The organism is Halanaerobium sp. ST460_2HS_T2 (assembly GCF_003337665.1).
In the GTDB taxonomy this organism is placed as follows: Bacteria; Bacillota; Halanaerobiia; order Halanaerobiales; family Halanaerobiaceae; genus Halanaerobium; species Halanaerobium kushneri.
Genome location: NZ_QPJF01000001.1, coordinates 103,161 through 128,349, shown reverse-complemented (window position 1 = coordinate 128,349; position 25,189 = coordinate 103,161). Strand labels below are relative to the sequence as shown.

The following is a 25,189-nucleotide window of genomic DNA, read 5'->3' as shown; positions in this document are numbered from 1 at the left end:
AAAATGAGGAGGACTCCTTAATTATAGAAGGAGGAGAAAGTAATGAAAAAAACTTCATCCGTATTTTACTGGATGACAATACCGGCATTTATCTTATTTTTTGTTTTTCATACTCTTCCGGCACTACAGGGGATATTTTATAGTTTTACAGATTACATAGGATTTGGAGACTATGCTTTTGTTGGATTTAGAAATTTTATTAATCTGTTGAATGATGGAAGAGCTTTTGATGCTTATATTTTCACATTTAAATTTGCTATTGTATCAACAATTATAGTAAATATACTGAGTTTATTAATTGCTTTAGGCTTAAATGCAAAAATTAAGTTTAAAGATACTTTTAGAGCAATTTATTTTGTTCCATATATGTTGAGTATATTAGTTGTTGGTTATATTTTTAATCATATTTTTACATTTATAGTTCCAGAAATTGGCCGCAACCTGGGGATAGATATTTTAAGCAAAAACATTTTAGGTAATATGGATTTAGCCTGGGTTGGAGTAGTTATTCTTGCTGTCTGGAATTCCAGTGGCTTTAATACTCTGTTATATCTATCTGGCTTACAAACAGTTCCAGATGAATTATATGAGGTAGCTAAAATAGATGGTGCAGGTAAATGGGATCAGTTTAAGCATATTACATTTCCGTTGATTGCTCCTTTTTTCACCATTAATATTGTTATTTCTATGCGCGGGTTTTTAATGGTTTTTGACCATATTATGGCTTTAACTCAGGGAGGACCTGGACGGGCAACAGAATCGATAACATTACTTATTTATAATGGTGGTTTTATGGGTGGAGAATTTGCCTATCAAACTGCAAATGCAGTTGTCTTTTTAATTGTAGTTTTATCTATTTCTTTATTCCAGATCAAAGTACTGCAGAAACGTGAGGTGGATTACTAATGAAAGAGAAAACAAATTGGTGGGCGACAGGTTTACTTCTTTTAGGATCATTTATTATAATAATTCCACTCTATATGGCTTTAATAGTTTCACTAAAAAACCCACAGCAGCTGGCAGAATCGATACTGGCCGTACCGGATACTTTTCAATTTCGTAATTATCTAGAAGCAATTAAACTGACTAATTATTTTCAGAGTTTAAAAAACAGTGCTTATGTTACTATTCCAACGGTGGCAATTGTATTGGTTGTTAATTCAATGGTTTCTTATGCTATAGCAAGAAATATGCATAAAAAATATTTTAAATTTCTATATTTCTATTTTATTAGTGCAATGTTTATACCATTTCCTTTAATTATGCTGCCTTTAGTTAAAGAAATGGCAATGATTAGCCTTGATAATCTTCATGGTCTTATATTATTATATATAGTATATGCCCTACCCTTAAATGTTTTTATTTATGTAGGTTATATAAAAACTCTACCAAAAAGTATAGAAGAAGCGGCTATAATAGATGGTGCAAATGTCTGGCAGATTTTTTGGAGGATTATATTTCCTGTACTTAAACCAATTAATGCCACAGTGGCAATTTTAACTGCTTTAAAGGCCTGGAATGACTTCTTATTACCATTATTGATGATTAGTGATCGTTCCAGTATGACATTACCCTTAGTTCAACATGTTTTTCAATCACAGTTTAGTACAGATTATAGTTTAGCTTTTGCTTCTTATATACTTGCATTACTCCCTATGCTATTGGTTTATATTATTGCACAAAAGAAAATAATCAGTGGAGTTATGAGGGGATCAGTGAAAGGATAATTAATAGTATGGCTAAAGATAAGGTTAATATTTATGATGTAGCAAAAAAAGCTGGAGTTGGGATTGGAACAGTTTCAAGAGTTCTTAATAACAGTCAAAAAGTTAAAGAAGAAACTAGAGATAAAGTCCTGGAAGTAATGAAAGAACTAAATTATCGTCCTAATAAGTTAGCACAGAATCTGGCAAGCCAAACTGCCAATGCGATTGCAGTTATTGTACCAACTTTTATTGATCATTATTTTGTCGAAGTATTAAAAGGAATTCAGGATGCTTTGGAGGAAGAAAAAATTGATTTAATATTATACAAGATTGATAAAGATGAAAAAATGATGGATAAGATTATGGATATAGTGCAGAGTAAAAAGGTAGATGGTATTGCAGCTGTGACAATGGATATTTCAAAGCACGATTATAAAGCATTATTAAAAGAGGATGTACCGGTAGTACTTGCAGATGAAAACACATCTGACTTTCATTCAATCTATTTGGATGATATTAAGGGTGCTGAAATGGCAATTAATTATCTGCTAAATTTGGGACATAAAAAGATTGCTTTTATAGATGGTTTAAAAGAAAGTCAGCATGGAAGTGATCGTCTTAAAGGTGTAAAAAAAGCTCTTGGATCAAAAAACCTGCAGCTGGCTTCTGAACTTTTAAAATTTGGAGATTTTCATACTGAAGACGGCTATCAATCAATGCAGGAGATCCTTTCCCTTCCGGAAGAAAAATGGCCGACAGCAGTTTTTGCCGCTTCTGACAATCAGGCAATCGGTGTCCTGCAGGCTATGGAAGAAAAAAAGCTCAAGGCTCCAGATGATATTGCAGTAGTCGGTTATGATAATATAGAATTGGCTAAATATCTAAAGATCACAACAATCTGGCAGCCCATGTATCAGTTAGGACACCTGACTATTGAAGTGCTGCTTAAAGCAATTAATGGAGAAATAGAAGGTAAATTCAGTAAAGAGTTAGAATTAAAATTACTGAAACGAGAAACTGCTTAAAATAATAACTTTTTTCTGATATGATATTATTTATAAATATAAAATAAATTGAAGAAAAGGTGTTTTTATGGATCACAAGAAGAAAAAATATTTATTAATTGCTTTAATTTATGTTGCTTTTATTTCCCTTGGCTTACCAGATGGGCTGCTCGGGGTTGCCTGGCCCGAGATGAGGGACAGTTTTTCTCTTCCCCTTGATGCGCTGGGGATAATCTTAATTGGTTCAACTACAGGTTATCTGCTTTCCAGTTTTTTTAATGGATTTTTTATGCGTAAAATTGGTGTGGCAGTTCTGCTTGCTTTAAGCTGTCTGGCTACAGCCTTAGCCTTAATAGGTTATACTCTTGTTCCTGTCTGGTGGCTTTTACCGCTGCTTGCTGTTCTGGCAGGCCTTGGGGCAGGAGCAATTGATGCCGGATTAAATACATATGTAGAAAAAAATTTTAATGAAGGTTTAATGCAGTGGCTGCATGCCAGCTTTGGAGTTGGAGTTACAATCGGACCAATAATTATGTCTTCGGCTATCAAATATTTTGACAGCTGGAGGGTTGGTTATTTGATTGTCGGTTCAGCCCAGATATTGCTGGCCCTGACCTTTGCCCTGACTCTGTCACTCTGGCAGGATCCAAAAAAGGCGAGTAAAGCAGCAGAGCAAAGTAATAAAAAACGTGGTAAAAATAAGCAGCAGGAGATAAAGATGTTTGAGACTCTCAAATATTTTCCGGCTCTTTTAAGTGTGTTATTATTTTTTATTTATACTGGAATTGAACTAACTCTCGGGCACTGGACTTTCACCCTTTTTACTGAATCAAGGGGAATAAGGACTTCAATAGCAGGTATTTGGGTAAGTGTCTACTGGGGTTCTTTTACAGTTGGTAGAATTCTGGCTGGGTTTTTAGCCTATAAGTTTTTGAGCAGGAAAATTGCCAAAAATGCAGCTTTTTTAGGCCTTTTTGGAAGTGCTTTAATAGCTATAAATTTAAGCAAGTGGTTGTCTCTGCTCGGTTTAGCTTTAACCGGAATTGCTATTGCTCCAATTTTTCCGGCTTTAATATCCAGCACTTCTTACAGAGTTGGGAAAGGACACACTGTCAATACAATTGGGATGCAGATCTCAGCTGCCGGCCTTGGAGGAGCTTTACTGCCTGGATTAGCAGGTGTGCTGGCAAATAATATTTCGCTGGAGATAATTCCAGTTTTTATAATCATATTATTTATTACATTTTTACTAATTAATAATCTGATTACTAAGCTTAGTAGTCAGGCTGCTAAAAATGCAGCATAATTAATATATATTAATGACAATGGAGGTATAACAATGAATAAAAAATGGTGGAAAGAAGCGGTAGTTTATCAGATTTATCCCCGCAGTTTTAAAGACAGCAACGGTGATGGAATTGGAGATTTAAGAGGAATTATAGAAAAAATAGATTATTTAGATGAACTTGGAGTAGATGCAGTCTGGTTAAATCCGGTTTATCAGTCCCCCAATGATGACAATGGTTATGATATTAGTGATTATAAAGCTATTATGGATGAGTTTGGGACAATGGAAGATTTAGAGGAATTGATGGTTTTACTGCACGAGCGAGACATTAAATTGATTATGGATCTGGTGATCAATCACAGTTCTGATGAACATCAGTGGTTTGAAGAATCCCGCAAAAGCAAAGATAATCCCTATCGTGATTATTATATCTGGAAAGACGGCAAAAATGATGGACCTCCCAATAACTGGAAGGCATTTTTTGGCGGCTCTGCCTGGAAGTATGATGAAAATACTGATCAATATTATCTGCATCTTTTCTCACCCAAACAACCAGATTTAAACTGGGAGAATCCTGAAGTTCGAAATGATCTTTATGAGATGATTAACTGGTGGCTTGAAAAAGGTATAGATGGCTTTAGACTTGATGTAATTAATTTAATTTCTAAAGATCAGCGTTTTCCTGACGGTGAGCAGGATGGACTTGCAGGACACGAATATTTTGCCAATGGTCCTCGAGTGCATGAATTTATCCAGGAGATGGCCGAGGAAACATATAATAATTATGATGCAATGACAGTGGGTGAAACTCCTTTTGTGGATAAAGATGAAGCACTAAAATTTGTCAAAGAAGAAAGAAAAGAATTCTCAATGGTAATTCCCTTTGAGCATCTTGAATTTGACCGCAAAGAGGGCTGGGAGAAGATAACTGAATGGGATCTAAAAGAGCTCAAGGATTTAATGAGTGAGTGGCAGTATAAGCTGCAGGAAAATAACGGCTGGACCAGTCTCTATTTCTGCAACCATGATCAGCCCAGAATCGTCTCTCGTTATGGAGATGATGGCAAGTATCGAAAAGAGTCAGCTAAGCTTCTGGGAACAATGCTGCACACCCTAAGAGGAACTCCGTTTATCTATCAGGGTGAAGAAATTGGGATGACAAATATTAGTTTTGAATCCTTAGATGATTTTGATGATATTGAAACTCGTGGTTATATTAAGGATGTTCAGGAAAAGGGAGAGTTGAGTGAAGAAGAAATTTTAGAAATTGCTAATTACCGAACCAGAGATAATGCCCGCACACCGATGCACTGGGATGGCAGTAAATATGCTGGTTTTTCTGAGGCTGAGCCGTGGTTGAAAATGAACAAAAACTATCCTGAGATCAATGTAAAAGAAGATTTGGCATCTGAGGATTCAGTTTTTGAATATTATAAGCAGATGATTGCTCTGCGCAAAGAATATTCAGTTTTTGCCTACGGTAAATATGATATTTTACTTGAAGAAGATCAGGATATTTATGCCTATCAGAGGTTGGGAGAAGATAATAATCTGCTTGTGCTTTTAAACTTCAGTGAAAATGAAGTGGACTATGATTTGAGTTCTGAAGTAGAAATTGAAAAAGCAGAATTGATCTTAAATAATTATCAAAATGAAGCTGATTTTAAAGTTCAGGCCAGTTTAAGACCTTATGAAGCGAGAGTTTATCTCTATTAATAAACAAAATAAGGAAACCAAAGTTAATTTTGCTTGACTTTAAAATCAAATAGATATATCATTAATGTAAGAATAGTCGCACAACTCCGAGTGTATTTAAGCTAAGATGAATAGTTATGCTTAATACACCGATAGGGTTTAGAGGGAAACCTTTGGGCCTCCCGGAATGGAAAGGAGTGATCGATTTGGATTGCATTAATTTTAATCCGCCCTAAAACTTCCGGTAATGCTGCCGGGAGTTATTTTTTTGAGCATATTTTTAGTTTTTCGAGCTTATGATTAGATTTAACCAGAAAAAAATATATGTAAATCAAAATAGGGGGATTACTATGTCAATTAAGAAAATTTTATTATCATTATTAATATTAATGCTGATTTTTAGCTCAGCTGCGGCTGCTCAGGAAGTTTTAACAATGGCCACTACAACAAGTACCGAGAATTCAGGTCTGCTGGATGAGTTAATTCCACCATTTGAAGAAAAATTTGATGTGCGGGTTGATGTCGTAGCAGTTGGAACCGGTGCAGCTATAGAGCTCGGCCGTAATGGGGATGCAGATATTATTTTTGTCCATGCACGAGAAGCAGAAGATGAATTTGTAGCCAGCGGCTATGGAGTTAACAGAAGAGATGTAATGTATAATGACTTTGTCATTTTAGGGCCACCATCAGATCCAGCAGATATTAAAGAGACAGAAACTGCAGTTGAGGCTTTTCAGAAAATTAAAGAGGAAGAAGCAGAATTTGTTTCTCGTGGTGATGATTCAGGCACTAATAAGAAAGAACTATCTATCTGGGATAGTGCTGAGATAGCTCCAGAAGGCAGCTGGTATTTAGAAAGCGGTCAGGGAATGGGACCCAGTATTAATATGGCCAATGAGCGTCAGGCATACATTTTAGCTGACAGAGGAACATATTTAGCTTACAGTGGGGATGTTGAACTGGAAATTGTAAATAGTGGAGCTCCTGAGCTCTTTAATCCTTATGGAATCATTCCAATTAATCCCGCCTATCATACACATGTAAACTACCAGCTGGCAATGGCCTTTACCGGCTATGTAACTTCTCAGCAGGGGCAGCAGATAATTGATAATTATATGCAGTATGATGAACAGTTATTTTACCCTTCCGCAATTAAAGCAGAAGATTTAGAAGAGTAAAAATAAATTTAAAAAACTCAGCTGGCTACAGTTCTAATCTGCAGCTGGCTAATCTAATTTTGATATTCAGGAGGAAAAATGTGGACTATTATACTGATGCAATAATCAGAGCTCTACAGCTAATAATCAACCTTGATCCAGAAGTTATCCAGGTAGTTACAACTTCACTTAAAATTTCTATCTCATCAACTTTAATAGCTTCAATTATTTCTATTCCACTGGCAATTTTAATTGCCCGGAATAAATTTAAAAGCAAGAAATTTATTAATATTATTTTAAACACATTGCTCAGCTTGCCCACAGTTGTGATCGGTATTTTTGTTTACTCACTTATATCACGCAGAGGAGTTTTAGGAGAGCTGGATCTGCTTTTTACACCAATTGGAATTATAATGGGGCAGGTAATACTGATCATACCTTTAATAACTGCTCTGATTAGAAATGTTATATTTTCAATGGATGAAAAACTTTACAAAACAGCAACTTCAATGGGGGCCAGCCGCAGCCAGAAGTTTAAGCTTTTAATTTTAGAAGCTAGATATGGAATTATTGGTGCTGTGATTGCTGGATTTGGTAGAGTTTTAGGAGAGATTGGAGTTTCCATGATGCTGGGTGGAAATATAAAAGGAGTTACCAGAACTATAACAACTGCTATGTCTCTGGAAACAAATAAAGGCCGCTTTGCTTTTGCCCTGGCATTAGGAATTATTCTCTTATCGCTTTCATTTTTAATTAATTTTGTTACTTATTTTCTGCAGGAGGGAAAAAATTATGCCAGAAGATAAAATTATTGAAGTTAAAAAGATTAAAAAGGTCTGCAGGGATAAGACTATTTTAGATATCGATCAGTTTTCAGTTTTAAAAAATAAGTTTAATTTTATTATTGGCGGTAATGGCAGTGGTAAAACTTCTCTTTTAAATATTTTAAGTCTGGTTGACCAGGATTATCAGGGAGAACTTTTCTATAAAGGCCGGTTAGTAAAAAAAGATCAGCAGAATTTAGAACTCAGGCGCAAACTTTCTGTAATCTGGCAGGATCCTTATCTTTACCGCGGTAATGTTTTTTATAATATTGCATTACCTTTAAAACTAAGAGATATTGATCAGGAAATAATCAACAAAAAAGTAAAAGAGATAGCATCCAGACTTGAAATAACTGACCTGCTGGAACAGTCAGCTCATACTCTTTCTGGAGGAGAAAGACAAAAAACTTCAATTGCTAGAGCTTTGATTTCAGATCCCGAGATTTTATTTGTAGATGAAGCAACTACAAATTTAGATGAAGAAAGCATTCAATTTTTTAATTCTCATTTTGCTGATCTGGTGACCGATGAGATGACTGTGGTGATGGTCAGTCATGACAGGAGGCAGATTAAACAGCTTGCAGACCAGATAACTTTACTTAAAGCTGGAGAAGTAGAAATAACTAAAGCTATAAATAATTTCAATTTTGAATTATTTGGTGCAGGAATCGAATCCCCAATAGCAGAATTAGTATAGTATAGAGGTGAAGAAAATGAAAAAAATCCTATTAAAAAATGCCAAGGTTGTTGATGATAAAGGTATCAGAAAGTCAGATTTAGTTATTGAGGGAGAAAAAATTGCTGCTGAAGAAAAGCGTGGTTTTTTTGAAGCAGATGAACAAAAAGGAGAATTTAAAGTAATTGATCTTGCTGGTAAATATCTATTTCCGGGGATTATAGATGCCCATACCCACTATTCACTCCACTCTCGAGGGACTGTAACTGCAGATGATTTTTATCAGGGTAGTATTGCTGCAGCAGCCGGAGGAGTAACAACTGTTATTGACTATATTGATTTTCCAGAAGATGGAAACTTCAAAAAATCAGTTGCTGAAAGAAAAAAGGAAGCTCAGGATTCAATTATAGATTATAATTTTCATCAGGTAGTTCAGAAATTCAACTCTAAAATTTCAGAGAATTTAGCCGATTTAAAGGAACTGGGTCTGGCAAGTATTAAGCTTTTTACTACCTATAAAGATGTTGGTTATATGATAGAAAGGGATAAATGGTCTGAATTATTTAAACGCTTAAAAGAGATTGAAATTTTACCCCAGGTACATGCTGAAGATGATGATTTAATCCAGGATTTAAAAGCCGCCTACAGCAAAAGAAATTTAATAGAGCCCAGATACCATCCTTCCATTAGACCTGCAGCTGCGGAAGCACTAGCAGTTAAAGATATGGGGGAAGAGGCTCTGAAAGCTGATATTCCACTCTATATTGTTCATCTGTCTTCTGCAGAAGGACTGGAAGCTGTTAGAGAATTAAGAGCAGTGAAAGCTCAAATTTATGCAGAAACAACTCCTCATTATTTAATGCTTGATAATTCATATTTAACCCGTGAGGATGCCCAGCTATTTTTAATGACACCACCACTGAGAAATAAATATGATAACCAAATTCTATGGGAGGGCATCAGTCAGAGTGAGTTTCAGGTTGTAGCAACTGATCACTGTGCTTTTAATAAAGAAAAAAAAATGCAGTCAGATTCCAGCCTGGAAATTTTGCCGGGAATACCGGGAACCGAAACTTTATTGTCCTTGATTTACAGTTCAGGAGTTAGAAATAATCGAATTACAATTAGAGAAATGGTAGAGCTGCTTTCGATTAATCCAGCTAAAATATTCGGACTCTACCCAGAAAAAGGTTCGCTTGAGCCGGGAACTGATGCAGATCTAACAGTTTTTGATCCAAATGTAGAGAAAAAATTAACTGCAGAAAACTTACATTCTGCAGCTGAATACAGTCCTTATCAGGATTTTACAGTTAAGGGATATCCGGTTATGACATTTAGACGCGGTGAGCTGATTTTTGATAATAAACTGCGGGCAGAAAAGGGAAGCGGTAGATTTATTTTTGCCCACAGCTCAAGTCTTCTGTAGTACCATTTTTATCGAGGCGCTGCTGATTCATTTTTACTGATAATTTGCAGAGGCCTTCGTTAATTAACTGTTCTTCCAACAAAATATCTTCCGGGACTTTTAAGGGCACTTCAGTAAAATCCCAGATAGCTTTAATTCCGGCCGCTGCCAGGCGGTCGGTTATTTTTTGTGCTGCAGCTCCAGGAACAGTTAAGGCTGCTACATCAACTTTATTATTCTGCAGGAAATTTTCTAAGTTATTAACACTCTGGATTTCGATATCATTGATTACCAGCCCAATTAACTTTGGATTTTTATCAAAGATAGAAATTAGTTTATAACCTCTTTCAGTGTAACCTTTGTTATAAGCTAAGGCCTGGCCGAGGTGTCCGGCTCCAATAATAATTATCTTCTTTTTATAGTTAAAGCCCATAATAATACTTATCTGCTGAAAAAGACAGTAGACATCATAACCATAACTTTTACGACCAAAAGTTCCAAAATAACTTAGATCTTTACGAATCAAAGAGCTGCTAAAACCTGTTAACTCGGCCAATTCTTCCGAAGAAATATATTCTTTGGTTGAACTCTGCAAATTTTTCAGATGCTGATAATATACCGGTAGACGGCTGATTATTATATCTGGTATTTTATTTAATTCTTTTCCCATAATTTAACCTCCAGTACTATTGTTAAAAAAATAACATTCTCTAATTTTATTTTATCTTAATTGAGAACTTTTTTCAACAATCATTAGCATATTTTTCCTAAAAATGATTGCAAAAAGCAGTTGGTTTTCGAGGCAGGATATATTTGCTTTTTGAAGAATTAATAAATAAAGAGTTTATGTTAGAATTTTCTTAACTAATGATTTTAAAATAATAATTTTGCAGCAGAAGGAGTGAAAAAAATGGATAAATATAAAATTCCTATTTCAAACTTAGATTTTAATTTTAAGGCAGAAGAACTCGATTTTGAAACAACAGAAGAACTTTCTGCAATTGATGAAGAAATAATTGGTCAAAATAGAGCAGCTGATTCGCTCGATTTTGGAATGAGAGTTAATAAGAGCGGCTATAATATTTTTATGGCTGGAGAATCTGGAACCGGAAAATCAACATATGCTGAGAATATGGCCGAAGAAAAATCAGCCAAAATGGAGCAGCCGAAGGATATTTTATATGTCTTTAATTTTTCTGAGCCCGAAAAACCAAGAGTGATGAGGGTACCTGCTGGAATGGGCAATGATTTAAAAACTGATATGGAAAAAATAGTCGAAGAACTGCAGGAAGAAATCCCCCGTGCATTTGAAGGAGAGGAGTATGAGGCTGAAAGGAAAGAAATTTTAAATGAGTATCAGCCTAAATCCAATAAAGTAATGCAGGAGTTTGAAGATTCCGCTCGAGAAAGAGGGTTTATGCTGCAGAATACCTCGCAGGGTCTGGTGCCTGTACCAATTGATGAGGATGGAGAACCAATCTCGCGCGAAGATTTTCAAGAGATGGATGATGAGAAAAAAGACGAAATCAGAAATAAAAGTCAAAAAATCCAGAATGAAATTTCTCAGATAATGAGGGAGATTCGTTCGATTAAGGAAGAGGCACAGGATGAACTGGCAGCTTTAGAAAAAAAGATAGGTATTTCTGTTGTTCAGCCAATAATCTGTCACCTGCAGGATAAATATGAAGACTGTGAGGAAATAGTTAATTATTTAGAAGAAGTTCAGGAGGATATAGTAGATAATATCGACCGCTTCCGCAGTAATGATGAGGATCAGCAAAATCCGTTTCTGGCAATGCAGCAGGATGATGACGGCAGCTTCTTTATCCGCTATCAGATCAATATTTTTGTTAATAACAGTAAAACTGAAGGAGCCCCAGTGATTTATGAGAAAAACCCCACTTATTATAACCTATTTGGTAAGATTGAGGGTAAAAGCCAGTTTGGAACTATTACCACTAATTTTACAATGATCAGAAGTGGTTCACTGCACCGGGCAAATGGAGGGTTTTTAATTGTCCATGCCAAAGATCTGCTGACAAATCCCTTCTGCTGGGATACTCTCAAGCGGGCTTTAATTAATCAGGAGATCACAGTTGAAAACATTGGGGAACAGTACCGAAGTGTACCAATAATTACTTTAAAGCCGGAAGCAGTTGAGCTTGACCTAAAAATTATTATGATCGGTTCTCCCTATATTTATTATTTACTATATAATTATGATGATGAATTTTCTGAGCTCTTTAAAATTAAAGCAGATTTTGATATTGAAATGGAGAGAAACAAAAAGAATATAGCAAAATTTGCTGACTTTATTTCTTCAGTGATCAATAGAGATGAGCTTAAAGAATTCAGTGCAGAGGCAGTTGCAGCAATGATTGATTTCAGCTCTCGTCTGACAGGTGATCGCGAAAAACTTTCAACTAAATTCAATGAAATTATAGAGATTTTAGTAGAAGCAGATGTCTGGTCAGATAGTTTTGGTGAAGAAATTGTCAGTGCCAGCTCTGTCAAAAAAGCAATTGATGAAAAGGAGAGGCGCTCCAATCTGCTGGAAGAAAAAATTCAGGAGCAGATTGATCGAGATCACCTTCTGCTGGATGTTAGCGGTAGTGAAATTGGTCAAATTAATGGGCTTTCGGTTTATCAGGCCGGTAATTACAGTTTTGGTCGTCCAGCCCGAATCACAGCCCGCAGTTATCTTGGTAAAGAAGGAGTTATTAATATTGAGCGGGAGGCCAAGATGAGTGGTCGGATTCACAGCAAAGGTGTTATGATTTTAACCGGTTATTTAGGAGGTAAATACGCCCAGGATTCCCCACTCAGCCTTACAGCTTCGATTGCCTTTGAGCAGAGTTATGGTGGAGTTGACGGTGATAGTGCAACCTGTGCTGAAGTAGTCGCTCTGCTTTCTTCCCTGGCTGGAATTCCAGTTCGGCAGGACATAGCAATTACAGGTTCAATGAATCAAAAAGGAGTTGTTCAGCCAATAGGTGGAGTCAACGAAAAGATTGAAGGTTTCTTTAAAGTCTGTCAGGCTAAAGGACTTACTGGTGAGCAGGGAGTGATAATTCCCCAGCGAAATCTGGATAACTTAATGCTGAATCAGGAAGTGGTTGAAGCAGTAGATCAGGGTAAATTCAACCTTTACAGTATAGATGATATTGATCAGGCCCTGGAGATTATGCTCGCTAAAGAGGCGGATCAAATCCACAGTGCTGTAAAAGAAAAATTAGAAGAATATGCTGAGCTGGAAGCAGAAAATTATGGAGAGCTAGAAGAAGATGAAGAAGAAAATAATGCAGAAAATAATAGCGATGAAGATTAAATAAATTAGTCCAGCAATTTATCTGAATAAAAAATGTTGTTGATTTTCTTTAAATAATATTTAAAATCAGATAGATTGTAGTTAGAGGTGAAAATAATGAGAAAAATAATTAAAAATGCAAATATAATTTTAGAAGATAGAATAATTAATAATGGTTCATTAATTTTTTCGGAAGCAGAGGCTGAAATTGAAAAAGTGGCTGCCTATAATCTAAGTGAGGAAGCTGAAATGGAGGTTATAGATGCCCGGGGTGGTTATCTTGCTCCGGGAATGATCGATACCCATATCCATGGTGGTGGAGGTTTTGATACCATGGATGCTTCGACTGAGGCCTTAAATAAAATCAGTAAAGTTCTGGCCTCTCATGGGGTAACTTCTTTTCTGCCGACAACTATGACAATGGCCAGAGATAAAATTCAGGCTGCTCTGCAAAATATTCGTCAGGCTAAAAAAGAGGGCACAGATGGTGCTCGGGTTCTGGGAACTCATGTTGAAGGACCATTTATTAGTCCTGATTATATTGGCGCCCAGAACAGTGAAAATTTAATTAAGCCAGAGCTTGAACTTTTAAGAGACTTTTATGATGTAGTAGAAATTGTAACTATGGCTCCTGAAGTTGAGGGAGCACTGGCGCTAATTGAAGAACTTAACGAGCATAAAATTACTGCTTCTGCCGGTCATTCTGCCGCAACTTACGAAGAATTTCAGCAGGCTTATCAGGCAGGAATGGATCACTTTACCCACTTATATAATGCGATGACCGGTCTGCACCACCGCAAACCGGGTCTGGTTGGAGCTGCCTTTGATTCGGAAGCTACAGTAGAATTAATTGTTGATTTGATCCATCACCATCAGGCTGTCGATCGGTTTACCATTCAGGCCAAGGGTGTCGACAGAGTAATTTTAGTTTCCGATGGAATGGAGGCAACCGGCTTAGAAGAGGGCGAATATGAGTTGGGCGGCCAAAAAGTAATTGTCAAAGATGGGGCTGCCAGACTTGAATCCGGTGTTTTAGCAGGCAGTGTTTTAACTCTTGATCAGGCAGTAAGAAACTTACTTGAAGTTACAGATCTAACAGTTCCAGAAATCTTCAGAATGGTAACTTTAAATCCGGTTGAAAAATTAAATTTAGCCCATAAGTTGGGCAGACTTAAGTCCGGTTATCAGGCTGATCTGGTGCTTTTTGATCAGAATTTTAAAGTTCAGAAGACCTTTGTTAAGGGAAAAGAAATAAGGCAATAAATTTAAGAATTATATAGATTGAGAGAGCTAATTGCCTTTAATCTGTTTTTAAAACTGAAATTTACTCTTTTACATTTTTGACCTTCCCTGACTTTGGGCATATAATATAAGTAGATAATAAAAGTGAAAAAATAATATCAATTTAAATTCGGAGGTGGTTTTATGTTTGATTTAGTACCATTTAGAAACCGCAGTCGGAGAGATGTTGCTGAAAGAGAAGAAGATCCTTTCAACAGCCTGGTTTCCGGTTTCTTTGATGATGTTATGGATTTTGCCGGACGCAGTTTTAGAGCTGATATTAAAGAAAGTGATGACGAATACACTATTGAAGCTGAAATGCCAGGCATGAACAAAGAAGATATCAATCTGGAAATTAATGATGATTATCTAACAATTTCTGCTGAGCACAAAGAAGAAAAAGAAGAAAAGAAAGAAAATTATATTCGTCGTGAGAGAAGAGCTGGCAGATATAGCCGCAGTTTCTATCTCGAAAATGTAAATCAGGATGATATTAAGGCAGAATATGAAGAAGGTATTTTAAAGGTTCATCTGCCTAAAGAAGAAAAAACTCCTGTTAAAAAGCGTACAATTGATATTGAATAAATTTTTAAGAAGATCTAAATTACCCGACCTGATGGTCGGGTTTATTTTTTATCTGAAGTTAATTAATTGAAGAATTTATAATTGTGAAGTATAATATAGTTATAGTTTAGTAATAACTATTATAATTTAAATACTAAAATAAACAATTGAGGAAAAAGTTAATTAAAATTTTAGGAGGAAGAATTTTGAATTATCCACAGCTTGATATTTATTTAAAGCAGATAGAGGAAAATGCAAAAAAACTTCAGAGAGATTTAGCAGCTGATGAGATTAAGTTAACAGCTGTTGTTAAAGGCTTTGCTGGAGACTTGAATATATTTAAAGCCTACCAAAGGGCTGGAATTAAGAGTATAGCTGACTCACGTATTGAAAATATTATAAAGTTTAGAAAGGCAGGATTTCAGGATGAGATTTTAATGCTCAGAATTCCAATGCTTTCTGAAATTGAAGAAATTGTTCCTTATATTGATGCTTCTCTCGTAACAGAGTTAAAAACGGCAGAATTATTTTCAAAAAAAGCAGCGGCAGCTGGCAAAGAGATAGATTTAATTATAATGGTAGATATAGGTGATAGAAGAGAGGGGATTCTGGCTGAAAATTTAAGCGAACTGGCCAGGACTATCGAATCTCTGGCAGCAGTTAATTTAAAGGGGATCGGTACCAACCTGGGCTGTTTTGCAGGCATTATTCCTGATAAGAATAACACTGAGAAATTAATTAAGATCAAAAAAGGCCTTGAAGAAGAACTGGGCAGAGAACTTGATATTTTATCAGCCGGTAATACAGCAACTCTCAGACTGCTGGCAGATGAAAAGTTGGCCTCTGAAATAACAAATCTCAGAGTTGGAGAGGCTATTTTGCTGGGTACAGATATTATTAATGAGAGCCTGATTACAGGTCTTAATCATTATAATTTTAGGCTGCAGGCAGAAATTGTTGAGCTGCAGGAAAAGCCCTCCAATCCTGAGGGGGAAATGGCTTTTGGTGGAGCAGGTAGAGGCCAGATTATTGAAGATAAAGGCTTAAGGAAAAGAGCAATTCTGGCAGTTGGAAAACAGGATATTGACTATCACGGCCTTTATCCGGAACTGGAAGGCTTAGAAGTGCTTGGAGCCAGCAGTGATCATCTAATAACAGATATTACTGATACCGATGAAAAGCTGGAAGTTGGCGATATTTTAACTTTCAAAACCAATTACAGTGCTATGCTGAGGGCGATGACTTCTCATTATGTAACAAAAAATTATATAGAATAGAGCTGGAGGGGTATTTTTGGATTTTTATTTAATAATTCTTTTCTTGTTTACAGGAATAATGCTTGGGTTCTGGCTGGAAAAAGAAAATATCTTTGTAAAATTTGCTGATTTAATTACGAAAGTGGGACTGGTGATTTTACTGCTGGCAATGGGAGCCAGCCTGGGCAGCAATGATCAGATCGTATTACAGCTGGGTGAAATTGGGCTTCAGGCTTTTGTTTTTGCAGCTGTTAGCATTATTTTTAGTCTGCTGGCAGTAATTATTTTTGTTAGATTTTTTAATTTAAACAATTTACTTTTAAGTGCTGATCCTGAGACCGAGTCTGAGTTCGAAGATCAGAGTGCTGACAATACAATGACAGTTTTAATTTTTGGCTCAGTTGTTACGGGCATTTTAGCTGGCTATTTTTTACTCAGTGGAGTTGGTCAGGCTTGGCTTGATCCGCTGACAAATTATTCGCTGGCTGTACTACTTTTTGGAGTTGGCATTGATATTGGAGCCAGCCGGGAAGTTCTTGCTGATTTAAAATTGATGGGCTGGAAGCTGCTTGTGATTCCAGTTTTAATTGCTCTTGGTTCACTGGTTGGAGCAGTAATCAGCGGTTATCTTTTTGGCTTTGCGGCCGGGGAGTCAGCAGCAGTTGGAGCCGGTTTTGGCTGGTACAGCCTGTCTGGAGTTTTAATTTCTAAATTACACAGTGCAGAGTTGGGATCACTTGCTTTTTTGAGCAATGTTTTTCGAGAACTTTTAACAGTTATGATTCTGCCCTTAGTAGTTAGATATTTTGGCAGTCTGGCAGCAGTTGCCCCTGGAGGAGCAACTACGATGGATGTAACCTTACCACTGGTTAAAGAATCAGGTGGAGAGGCGGTTGTGATTCCAGCGTTTGTTAGTGGGGCTGTGCTTTCAACCCTGGTACCGATCTTGGTTCCTTTATTTTTAAATATTTAAGCTGGAGTTTATATTTTTAATAAATTTCTTTAGAATTTGACAGTAAAGAGATATATTTTAATCAATTGAGATTAGAAAGGGATGAGTTTTATGAATAAAAAAGAAGAAAGCCTTAAAGAAATGAATCAGGCTCTGAGAGCATTAATTGAGCCCGAAGGAGACTGGCTGGCAAATATGGCAAATAGTTCAGCTCTGTTATTTGATCAGATGGATGATCTAAACTGGGCAGGTTTTTATATCTGGAAAAAAGATCAGCTTGTCTTAGGACCTTTTCAGGGTAAAACTGCCTGTGTCAGAATTGATGAAGATAAAGGCGTTTGTGGTACAGCCTATTCGCAGCGAAAGATTATGCTGGTTGATGATGTTCATGAATTTCCCGGTCATATTGCCTGTGATCCGAATTCCCGTTCTGAAATTGTACTGCCGGTAATTGTGGGGGGAGAAGTTATAGCTGTTTTAGACTTAGACAGTCCTAAAAAAGCTCGCTTTGATGAGTTTGACCGCAAATATTTAAAAGAATTTGTTGAAATTTTAGTAGATGAAACTAATTTTCTACCACTGATGGAGAAATTTTAATTAGAGAAAAGTTTTATTTTAAATTCTAGGAGGTATATTCTTGTTTAAAGATAAAGAAGTTTTTCTTTTCGATCTGGATGGAACTCTTTTAAATATTGAAGTTGATGAGTTTTTAAAATATTATTTTGGTGCTCTTTCGGAAAAATTTAGTGATTTATGTGACAGTAAAGAAGAGTTTATAGGACTTTTGACTGCTTCTACAGAAAAAATGATTAGAAATGATGGTTCCAGGTCCAACCAGGAAGCATTTATGGATGATTTTATGGAAAAGCTGAATGTAGAAGAAGAGGATGAAGCTCAAAAAATCAAGGGGCGTTTTGATAATTTTTATCAAACAGATTTTAGGGAGCTTGCTAAGTATTTTAAGTTGGATAAAGAGACTCCAGCTGAAATAATTAAATATTTAAAATCAAAGGGCAAGAAACTGGTACTGGCCACAAATCCTCTTTTTCCGGTTGAAGCAGTGGAAGCGAGGCTGGAATGGGTTAATATTGATCCCACTGATTTTGCCCTGATAACAAATTATGAAAATATGAGTTATGCCAAGCCCAATCCGGAATATTATCAAGAAATATTAGAAAAAATCGAAGAGAGTCCTGATAACTGCCTGATGATTGGTAATGATTTAAAGGAAGATGCCGTTGCCTCCAGACTGGGAATTGAAACTATGATTGTAGAAGATAAGCTGATTGAGCGGGAAGACAGCAGCTTTGACATTGCCTGGCAGGGAACTTTAAAGGAGTTAAAAGAATTAATTAAAAAAGAAATATAATATTGATAAATAAAACTCCAGTCGGGACTTAAGCCCAACTGGAGTTTTTGAATACCAAGTTACTATTTTTCAACTGTGACATCTTCTGCAGCAGTAAGCTGATATTCCTGATCATAAACTTTTATTTTTAATTCTTCTCCCGTTTCGAGAGAGAAACCTGCTTTTTTCTGATCAACTTCAACTTTAATTCTGCGGCCTCTAAACATGATCATAAACTCAAAACCATCCCAGGCTTCCGGTAAAAATGGTCTAAACTGAACCTGACCATCTTTAACTTCAAATCCAGCAAAACCTTTAACAATTGACATCCAGGTTCCGGCCATACTGGTAATGTGGAGGCCGTCATCTGTATCAGTATTGTAATTATCAAGGTCCAGGCGGGCTGTTCTTAGATATAACTGATAGGCCTTTTCTTCCCGTTCTAAATCTGCTGCCAGAATTGAATAGATACAGGGAGAAAGTGAAGATTCGTGGACTGTCCGCGGTTCGTAAAAGTCATAGTGGCGGGCAATACTTTCCTGATCAAAATCCTCTTTAAAGTAATAGACACCCTGCATTACATCTGCCTGTTTGATATAGGGTGAGCGCAGAATCTTATCCCAGGACCAGTTTTTATGCAGTGGAATATCTTTGTCGTCAAGATCAGAGACTAATTTCTGTTCTTTATCAAGATAACCGTCCTGCTGAGCATAAATATCAAAGTCTTCCAGATAGGGATAATACATTTTTTCTGTCATATCCTGCCATAGCTCCAGCTCAGAATCTTCAATTCCCAGTTCGGAAATCCATTCCTGATATTTATCCGGATCATTTTCTTTTATTTTTTCTAAGTTTTCCAGAGTATATTTTAGAGTCCAGACAGCAATTCGGTTGGTATACCAGTTATTACTAACATTGTTTTCATATTCATTTGGGCCGGTTACCCCTAAAATCATATATTTTTCTTTGCGGGGGTTAAAGTGAGCCCGGTCAGCCCAGAAGCGAGAAATTTGTGCCAGAACAGGGATTCCATATTCTTTTATATAATTATCATCACCTGTATAATCGACATAATCCTTAATTGCATGAGCAATAGCTCCATTGCGGTGGATTTCCTCAAAGGTGATTTCCCATTCATTGTGGCATTCCTCACCATTAATTGTAACCATCGGATACAGAGCACCCTCCAGACCTAATTTATCTGCGTTTTCTACAGCTTTTTCTAAGTGGCGGTATCTGTAGAGCAGTAAATTACGGCCAACCTCTTCACTGTGGGTTGAGAGATAGAAGGGAAGACAGTAAGCTTCAGTATCCCAGTAGGTTAAACCACCGTATTTTTCACCGGTAAATCCTTTTGGCCCAATATTGAGGCGGGGATCATGTCCGGTATAGGTCTGGTTTAGATGAAAGATGTTAAAGCGGATTCCCTGTTGGGCCTCTGGATCTCCCTCAATTTTAATATCACTTTCCTGCCAGATTCTGTCCCAGGCTTCTTTATGCTCAGAAAATAGCTCATCAAAACCCCGGATAGCAGCTTCAGACACCTTATTTTTAGCTTTTTTACTGACCTGATCATCCTTATAATCGCGGCTGGTGCAGACAGCAATATATTTATTTAACTCGATTTTTTCTCCTGCTTCTGCTTTAAGTGTGATTTTATTACCAACATAATTTTCTTTTCCAGGACCAGTCAGCAACTCAACCTCACGTTTATTTTTATTTAAATCCCACTCCATCGCTGCAGCCACAACAAAGTCAGATTTTCTGGTTTTCATAGTTAGACTTGCTTTGCCTTTACTATTTTCTTTTCCTAAACCTTCCCAGAAAAACTCATCATAGTTGGCATCCTCATTTTTGACATCGCCATCAAGATTGGGGATCATCACAATCTTAGATTTTTTATCCAGAGGACGAAGAGAGTATTTAACAGCTGCAATTTCTTTATTTTTCTGGTCTAAAAAGCGCTGCTCAACAATTTCAACCCTATTATCTTCAAGCTCTACAGTAAAAGAGCGCTCAAGATAGGCTTCTTTCATATTTAAAACTCTTTTAAAATCGCTAAATTCTACCCTGTTTAAGTCAATTTCCTGTCCATCTATTCTTAAATCTATTGCAATAAAATTAGTTGCATTTGCTATTTTAGCAAAATACTCCGGGTAGCCATTTTTCCACCAGCCAACAATTGTTTTATCAGGATAGTAAACTCCAGCAATATATGTACCCTGCAGGCTGTCACCACTGTAGCTTTCGGCAAAATTGCCGCGAAGTCCCATATGGCCATTACCCAGACTCATTACACTTTCAGTAACTCTGTTATATTCTTTATCAAAACCATTTTCAATAACTTTCCATTCATCAACTTCAAAATATTTTTTCATAACTTCCACCTGCCTTTCAGCTAAATTATATCAGAAAAGAGAGTTTATTGAAAGTGCTTCCAATTTCTTAAAATTTGATTTCTGCTTTTAATTTATAGCTGAATATTATATGATATAAATAACTAATAATAATTACTGAAAATATTGGGGTAAAATAATTGAAAGAGGTGATTAGGTGGACCCAGTTATTTTAGCTTTTTTATTGACACTTTTTGCAGGCCTGGCAACAGGGATCGGTAGTATTTTAGCCTTTTTTAGCAAGAGGAGAAATGCTTCGTTTTTATCTATTTCTTTGGGCTTTTCAGCAGGGGTGATGATTTATGTTTCCTTTGTTGAAATATTTTTTAAAGCAGAGGAATCTTTAGTTGCCTATTATGGACCAGAAAAAGGTCAGTGGGTGACAGTCCTTTCATTTTTCGTAGGAATTTTGATAATTGCTTTAATTGATAAGTTAGTACCTGAATATGAAAATCCACATGAGCCTCGTTCGGATACAGATCTTTCACATTTAAAAGCTAATGATTTTGAAGATCATGAGAATTTAGAAAGAATGGGTGCTTTTTCAGCCCTGGCAATAGCTATACACAACTTTCCTGAGGGGCTGGCAACTTTTGCAGCTGCTTTAAGTGATCCGGCTTTAGGTATTTCTATTGCAATAGCAATTGCTATTCACAATATTCCAGAGGGTATATCTGTTTCTGTGCCGATATATTATGCAACCGGGAGTAAAAAGAAGGCTTTATTTTATTCATTTGTTTCCGGTCTGGCAGAGCCTTTTGGTGCCTTAATCGGATATTTTTTACTCCGCTCATTTTTTAATGATATGGTATTTGGATTTCTTTTTGGTACAGTAGCAGGAATTATGGTCTATATTTCTATCGATGAGCTTTTACCTACTTCCAGGAAATATGGTAAAGAACATCAGGAGATTTATGGTTTTATAGCTGGCATGGGAGTAATGGCTGTCAGCTTATTGTTATTTTAAAAGTAAGATTAATTTTATTAAAATAAATAGAATATGATTATTGGAGTTGATATTATGTTTTTAGATTTTTTAGTTACTCTATCACCAATAACTCAGGCTCTGCTTGCAACACTATTCACCTGGTTTGTGACTGCTCTGGGGGCTGGTATTGTTTTCTTTTTTACTGATGTGGACCGAAGACTTCTTGATGCTATGCTTGGTTTTGCTGCAGGTGTAATGATTGCAGCCAGCTTCTGGTCTCTACTGGCTCCTGCAATAGAAATTTCCGAAAATCTGGGAGTCGCAGGCTGGATTCCGGCGGTGATTGGATTTTTAATGGGAGGAATATTTCTGCGTCTGGTTGACATGGTTCTGCCGCATCTTCATCCTGCACTTGCCAAAAGTGAACCTGAAGGCATTAAAACAAAATGGCAGAGAAGTATTCTACTTGTGCTGGCAGTTACATTACATAATTTTCCGGAAGGCTTAGCTGTAGGAGTTGCTTTTGGTGCAGCAGCAGTTAATATTTCTTCTGCATCTATTGCCGGAGCAGTTGCACTGGCAGTTGGTATTGGTCTGCAGAACTTTCCTGAAGGGGCTGCAGTTTCAATTCCTTTAAAAAGAGAAGGGCTTTCTGCAAAAAGGAGTTTTCTTTACGGTCAGTCTTCAGGTATTGTAGAACCTATTGCTGGAGTTATGGGTGCGGCTGGAGTTTATTATATGCGACCAATTCTGCCATATGCATTAGCTTTTGCAGCGGGAGCAATGATCTTTGTTGTTGGGGAAGAATTGATTCCAGAAGCTAACTCAGAAGGAAATAGTCATTTAGCAACAACGGGATTGATGCTTGGTTTTGCAGTCATGATGTTTTTAGATGTTTCGCTCGGGTAGTAAATTATTTTTTGTTGATAATCAGCATTTTAATTAAGCCGCTCAAGAATTATTTTCTTGACTTATTTAAAAAATTCAGTTATACTTAAAAAAATTAGAGATTAGAAGAGCCCAGATTAGTAGAGAAGAGTTAGAGATGAGATTAGCAGAGCCAATATTGCACTTAATGGGCCAGATTTATATCTATTTTATATAAATTTGGCTTTTTTGTTTTAGTTAAGAAGTGATTTTAAGTTTGCACTTTAAATCACGACTAAAGCGGAATTTAGGTATTTTAATACCCAAAAATCTCTTACTAATAACTACGGTCAGGCTTTAACCAAGCTCTGGCCGTTTTTTGCATTTGTGGGCGAAAATTAGAGAAGTAAGAGGAGGAAATTTATGCAGACTAAAGCTGAATTTTTGGACCTAACAGCAGAATATAATCTAATTCCAATTTATGAGGAGTTTATAGCAGATACGGAAACCCCAATTTCGCTTTATAAAAAATTAGCTCTAAACCAGGACTACAGCTATCTTTTGGAAAGTACAGAAAATGACCGCTTTTCATTTATCGGACTAAAACCGGCAGCAGTTTTAAAAAATGAAGAGGATTATCTGGAAATAATAGAAGCTGGCGAAAGCAGAAAAATTAAAGACCAGGAGATTATTCCTTATCTTCAGGATTATCTCAATCAACTTGAGGTCTATGAAGATGAGAAGCTGCCGCCATTTTCCGGAGGCTTTGTTGGCTATTTTAATTATGAGATGATCGAAAAATGGGAAGATATCTATCACCTGGAAGCAGATAAAGAATTAAAAAAAGACAATACACCTTTGAGTATGCTGGTAATGACTAAAATCATTATTGCCTATGATCATCTACACAATACGGTTAAAATTATCAACAATTTAAAAATAGATGCGGATTTAAGCAGGCAGAAGAAAGAAGAAATTTTTCAGGAAGCAAAAAAAGAGATTAATCAGGTAAGAAAAAAAATCGAAAACACTGAATCAAAATTAAAACCGGCAGTAGCCAACTCTAATCCCAAAGATTCTAAAAAACTAAAGTCGAATACTGAAAAGGGAGAGTTTAAAAAGATGGTGGAAAAGGCAAAAGAACATATCAGAGCCGGAGATATATTTCAGATTGTTCTCTCTCAGAAATTCTCGATAGAAAATGATCTGCCGCCATTTAAAATTTACCGGGCTTTAAGATCGATAAACCCCTCACCCTATTCTTTTTACTTGAATTTCCCGGAAATAAGAATTATCGGCTCCTCACCTGAGGTGCTGGTAAGGGTAAGAGATCAAAGGGTTCTGACTCGACCGCTGGCAGGGACCAGACCCAGGGGCAGAGACAGCAGAGAAGATCAGGAATTAAAAATTGATTTACTAAGTGATGAAAAGGAAAAGGCAGAACACACAATGCTGCTGGATTTAGGCCGTAATGACTTAAGTCGAATTGCAGCCAGAGGAAGTGTTGAAGTAACAGAACTGATGGAGGTTGAGTTTTATTCCAAGGTAATGCATATTGTCTCTCAGGTGGAGGCTGATTTAAGAGAGGGGTTTGACAGTCTGGATGTACTGAAAGCAGTTTTTCCTGCTGGAACAGTTTCTGGTGCTCCGAAGATTAAAGCAGTTGAGTTAATTGACAGGCTGGAAAAAGAAGCACGGGGAGTTTATGCAGGTACTGTTGCCTATTTGAGTTTTAACGGGAATCTAGACAGCTGTATTACTATCAGAACCTTTTCGCTGGTTGACGGCAGACTTAACTTACAGGTTGGAGCGGGAATAGTTGCCGATTCAGATCCGATTAAAGAATATCAGGAGACACTGAACAAGGGCCGTGCCTTATTTGATGCCCTGGAAGTGGTAAGAGAGGATGGTATCCGTGATTTTAGTAATTGATAATTATGATTCCTTTACCTATAATTTGGTCCATTTGCTGGAAGAATTTGATGAAGTTAAAGTGCTGAGAAATGATAAGCTGACTGTGGCTGAGATAGCGATTATGGCACCTGATAAAATTATAATTTCTCCCGGACCGGGCAGACCTGATGATGCAGGGATTTCTAAAGAAGTTATAGAATGTTTTAAGGACAAAATTGATATTCTGGGAGTTTGCCTCGGTCATCAGTGTATTGGAGAGGTTTTTGGTTCTCAGGTTGTAGCAGCTGACCGAATTGTGCACGGCAAAGTTTCAGCAATTAAAAAGTTAAAAGAGGATGGGCTTTTTAACGGAGTTGAAGATGGTTTTCTGGCAACCCGCTATCATTCTCTGATAGTAGATAAAAAAAGTTTGAGTTCTAAACTTGAAGTGCTGGCAGAAACTGAAGAAGGAGAAATTATGGCTTTAAAGCATAAGAATTATCCGGTTTATGGTGTCCAGTTTCATCCTGAATCAATTCTAACTGATGCCGGGCGGGATTTAATTAAAAATTTTCTTGAATTAAATTGACAGTTTATTAGTGAAAGTGATTTAATAGAATAATTTTGAAAAAATTGAGCTGA

Annotated in this window: 22 protein-coding genes and 1 riboswitch; of the genes, 20 read left to right on the top strand and 2 right to left on the bottom strand. The window is 36.6% G+C overall.

Going from position 1 to position 25,189, the window contains the following annotated elements; translation table 11 throughout:
• The first annotated feature begins 42 nt into the window (after nt 1-42).
• From DFR80_RS00605 to hydA, 9 genes are all read left to right on the top strand, one after another.
• Nucleotides 43-906, top strand: coding sequence for a carbohydrate ABC transporter permease (locus DFR80_RS00605; protein WP_114488910.1), 864 nt, complete (start codon nt 43-45; stop codon nt 904-906).
• Nucleotides 906-1,727: a carbohydrate ABC transporter permease gene (locus DFR80_RS00600; protein ID WP_108140711.1), complete on the top strand. Its 822-nt coding sequence runs from the start codon at nt 906-908 to the stop codon at nt 1,725-1,727. Before DFR80_RS00605 ends, DFR80_RS00600 begins: the two co-directional genes overlap by 1 nt.
• Before the next feature lie 8 nt (nt 1,728-1,735).
• Complete coding sequence (locus DFR80_RS00595; RefSeq protein ID WP_108140709.1) at nt 1,736-2,731, top strand: LacI family DNA-binding transcriptional regulator; 996 nt, start codon at nt 1,736-1,738, stop codon at nt 2,729-2,731.
• Nucleotides 2,732-2,798: 67 nt separating this feature from the next.
• Nucleotides 2,799-4,016, top strand: coding sequence for an MFS transporter (locus tag DFR80_RS00590; protein WP_108140707.1), 1,218 nt, complete (start codon nt 2,799-2,801; stop codon nt 4,014-4,016).
• 33 nt (nt 4,017-4,049) lie between these two features.
• Entirely contained in the window at nt 4,050-5,714 is a 1,665-nt protein-coding gene (locus DFR80_RS00585) for an alpha-glucosidase (protein ID WP_108140705.1), read from the top strand.
• 72 nt (nt 5,715-5,786) lie between these two features.
• A riboswitch (molybdenum cofactor riboswitch) is annotated at nt 5,787-5,907 on the top strand.
• A gap of 136 nt (nt 5,908-6,043) precedes the next feature.
• Nucleotides 6,044-6,871 (top strand): substrate-binding domain-containing protein, encoded by an 828-nt coding sequence (locus DFR80_RS00580; RefSeq protein WP_114488909.1) that lies wholly within the window; start codon nt 6,044-6,046, stop codon nt 6,869-6,871.
• 80 nt (nt 6,872-6,951) lie between these two features.
• Nucleotides 6,952-7,656 carry an ABC transporter permease gene (locus DFR80_RS00575; protein ID WP_108140701.1) on the top strand — a complete coding sequence of 235 codons (705 nt, stop codon included), beginning with the start codon at nt 6,952-6,954 and terminating at the stop codon, nt 7,654-7,656.
• A complete protein-coding gene (locus tag DFR80_RS00570; protein ID WP_108140699.1) occupies nt 7,643-8,371 on the top strand; it encodes an ABC transporter ATP-binding protein in 729 nt (242 codons plus the stop codon). The genes DFR80_RS00575 and DFR80_RS00570 overlap by 14 nt, the downstream gene beginning before the upstream one ends.
• Before the next feature lie 16 nt (nt 8,372-8,387).
• A complete protein-coding gene (gene hydA / locus DFR80_RS00565; RefSeq protein ID WP_108140697.1) occupies nt 8,388-9,776 on the top strand; it encodes a dihydropyrimidinase in 1,389 nt (462 codons plus the stop codon).
• Here the strand turns inward: hydA and DFR80_RS00560 are convergent.
• The gene (locus DFR80_RS00560; RefSeq protein WP_114488908.1) at nt 9,745-10,425 is read right to left on the bottom strand and encodes a redox-sensing transcriptional repressor Rex; all 681 of its coding nucleotides are present in this window, start codon (nt 10,423-10,425) and stop codon (nt 9,745-9,747) included. The two genes, hydA and DFR80_RS00560, sit on opposite strands and share 32 nt — an antisense overlap.
• 240 nt (nt 10,426-10,665) lie before the next feature.
• Between DFR80_RS00560 and DFR80_RS00555 the strand changes: the two genes are divergently transcribed.
• From DFR80_RS00555 to DFR80_RS00525, 7 genes are all read left to right on the top strand, one after another.
• Nucleotides 10,666-13,083 carry a Lon protease family protein gene (locus DFR80_RS00555; RefSeq protein ID WP_114488907.1) on the top strand — a complete coding sequence of 806 codons (2,418 nt, stop codon included), beginning with the start codon at nt 10,666-10,668 and terminating at the stop codon, nt 13,081-13,083.
• 96 nt (nt 13,084-13,179) lie between these two features.
• The gene (nagA, locus tag DFR80_RS00550; RefSeq protein WP_114488906.1) at nt 13,180-14,325 is read left to right on the top strand and encodes an N-acetylglucosamine-6-phosphate deacetylase; all 1,146 of its coding nucleotides are present in this window, start codon (nt 13,180-13,182) and stop codon (nt 14,323-14,325) included.
• A gap of 162 nt (nt 14,326-14,487) precedes the next feature.
• Nucleotides 14,488-14,928 (top strand): Hsp20/alpha crystallin family protein, encoded by a 441-nt coding sequence (locus tag DFR80_RS00545; RefSeq protein WP_108140688.1) that lies wholly within the window; start codon nt 14,488-14,490, stop codon nt 14,926-14,928.
• 185 nt (nt 14,929-15,113) lie between these two features.
• A complete protein-coding gene (locus DFR80_RS00540) occupies nt 15,114-16,184 on the top strand; it encodes an alanine/ornithine racemase family PLP-dependent enzyme (protein ID WP_114488905.1) in 1,071 nt (356 codons plus the stop codon).
• A gap of 16 nt (nt 16,185-16,200) precedes the next feature.
• Nucleotides 16,201-17,136, top strand: coding sequence for a lysine exporter LysO family protein (locus DFR80_RS15235; protein WP_181248181.1), 936 nt, complete (start codon nt 16,201-16,203; stop codon nt 17,134-17,136).
• Nucleotides 17,137-17,226: 90 nt separating this feature from the next.
• Nucleotides 17,227-17,712 carry a GAF domain-containing protein gene (locus DFR80_RS00530; RefSeq protein ID WP_114488904.1) on the top strand — a complete coding sequence of 162 codons (486 nt, stop codon included), beginning with the start codon at nt 17,227-17,229 and terminating at the stop codon, nt 17,710-17,712.
• Nucleotides 17,713-17,752: 40 nt separating this feature from the next.
• Nucleotides 17,753-18,484 carry an HAD family hydrolase gene (locus DFR80_RS00525; RefSeq protein ID WP_114488903.1) on the top strand — a complete coding sequence of 244 codons (732 nt, stop codon included), beginning with the start codon at nt 17,753-17,755 and terminating at the stop codon, nt 18,482-18,484.
• A gap of 62 nt (nt 18,485-18,546) precedes the next feature.
• Here the strand turns inward: DFR80_RS00525 and DFR80_RS00520 are convergent, their stop codons facing one another.
• Complete coding sequence (locus DFR80_RS00520; RefSeq protein WP_114488902.1) at nt 18,547-20,841, bottom strand: family 65 glycosyl hydrolase domain-containing protein; 2,295 nt, start codon at nt 20,839-20,841, stop codon at nt 18,547-18,549.
• Between the two features lie 175 nt (nt 20,842-21,016).
• On the opposite strand from DFR80_RS00520, the gene zupT reads away from it, so the two are divergent.
• The 4 genes from zupT (at nt 21,017) to DFR80_RS00500 (ending at nt 25,136) form a co-directional block, all read left to right on the top strand.
• Complete coding sequence (gene zupT / locus DFR80_RS00515; protein ID WP_114488901.1) at nt 21,017-21,826, top strand: zinc transporter ZupT; 810 nt, start codon at nt 21,017-21,019, stop codon at nt 21,824-21,826.
• Nucleotides 21,827-21,880: 54 nt separating this feature from the next.
• Nucleotides 21,881-22,696: a ZIP family metal transporter gene (locus DFR80_RS00510; protein WP_114488900.1), complete on the top strand. Its 816-nt coding sequence runs from the start codon at nt 21,881-21,883 to the stop codon at nt 22,694-22,696.
• Between the two features lie 381 nt (nt 22,697-23,077).
• On the top strand, nt 23,078-24,586 hold the full coding sequence (gene trpE, locus DFR80_RS00505; RefSeq protein ID WP_114488899.1) for an anthranilate synthase component I: 1,509 nt from the start codon (nt 23,078-23,080) through the stop codon (nt 24,584-24,586).
• Nucleotides 24,570-25,136, top strand: coding sequence for an aminodeoxychorismate/anthranilate synthase component II (locus tag DFR80_RS00500; protein ID WP_114488898.1), 567 nt, complete (start codon nt 24,570-24,572; stop codon nt 25,134-25,136). The genes trpE and DFR80_RS00500 overlap by 17 nt, the downstream gene beginning before the upstream one ends.
• Nucleotides 25,137-25,189 lie beyond the last annotated feature (53 nt).

Bases quoted from the DNA above. Each gene is read 5' to 3' on its own strand.
- DFR80_RS00605 (WP_114488910.1), top strand. From the start codon at position 43: ATGAAAAAAACTTCATCCGTATTTTACTGGATGACAATACCGGCATTT.
- DFR80_RS00600 (WP_108140711.1), top strand. From the start codon at position 906: ATGAAAGAGAAAACAAATTGGTGGGCGACAGGTTTACTTCTTTTAGGA.
- DFR80_RS00595 (WP_108140709.1), top strand. From the start codon at position 1,736: ATGGCTAAAGATAAGGTTAATATTTATGATGTAGCAAAAAAAGCTGGA.
- DFR80_RS00590 (WP_108140707.1), top strand. From the start codon at position 2,799: ATGGATCACAAGAAGAAAAAATATTTATTAATTGCTTTAATTTATGTT.
- DFR80_RS00585 (WP_108140705.1), top strand. From the start codon at position 4,050: ATGAATAAAAAATGGTGGAAAGAAGCGGTAGTTTATCAGATTTATCCC.
- DFR80_RS00580 (WP_114488909.1), top strand. From the start codon at position 6,044: ATGTCAATTAAGAAAATTTTATTATCATTATTAATATTAATGCTGATT.
- DFR80_RS00570 (WP_108140699.1), top strand. From the start codon at position 7,643: ATGCCAGAAGATAAAATTATTGAAGTTAAAAAGATTAAAAAGGTCTGC.
- hydA (WP_108140697.1), top strand. From the start codon at position 8,388: ATGAAAAAAATCCTATTAAAAAATGCCAAGGTTGTTGATGATAAAGGT.
- DFR80_RS00560 (WP_114488908.1), bottom strand. From the start codon at position 10,425: ATGGGAAAAGAATTAAATAAAATACCAGATATAATAATCAGCCGTCTA.
- DFR80_RS00555 (WP_114488907.1), top strand. From the start codon at position 10,666: ATGGATAAATATAAAATTCCTATTTCAAACTTAGATTTTAATTTTAAG.
- nagA (WP_114488906.1), top strand. From the start codon at position 13,180: ATGAGAAAAATAATTAAAAATGCAAATATAATTTTAGAAGATAGAATA.
- DFR80_RS00545 (WP_108140688.1), top strand. From the start codon at position 14,488: ATGTTTGATTTAGTACCATTTAGAAACCGCAGTCGGAGAGATGTTGCT.
- DFR80_RS00530 (WP_114488904.1), top strand. From the start codon at position 17,227: ATGAATAAAAAAGAAGAAAGCCTTAAAGAAATGAATCAGGCTCTGAGA.
- DFR80_RS00520 (WP_114488902.1), bottom strand. From the start codon at position 20,841: ATGAAAAAATATTTTGAAGTTGATGAATGGAAAGTTATTGAAAATGGT.
- DFR80_RS00510 (WP_114488900.1), top strand. From the start codon at position 21,881: ATGTTTTTAGATTTTTTAGTTACTCTATCACCAATAACTCAGGCTCTG.
- trpE (WP_114488899.1), top strand. From the start codon at position 23,078: ATGCAGACTAAAGCTGAATTTTTGGACCTAACAGCAGAATATAATCTA.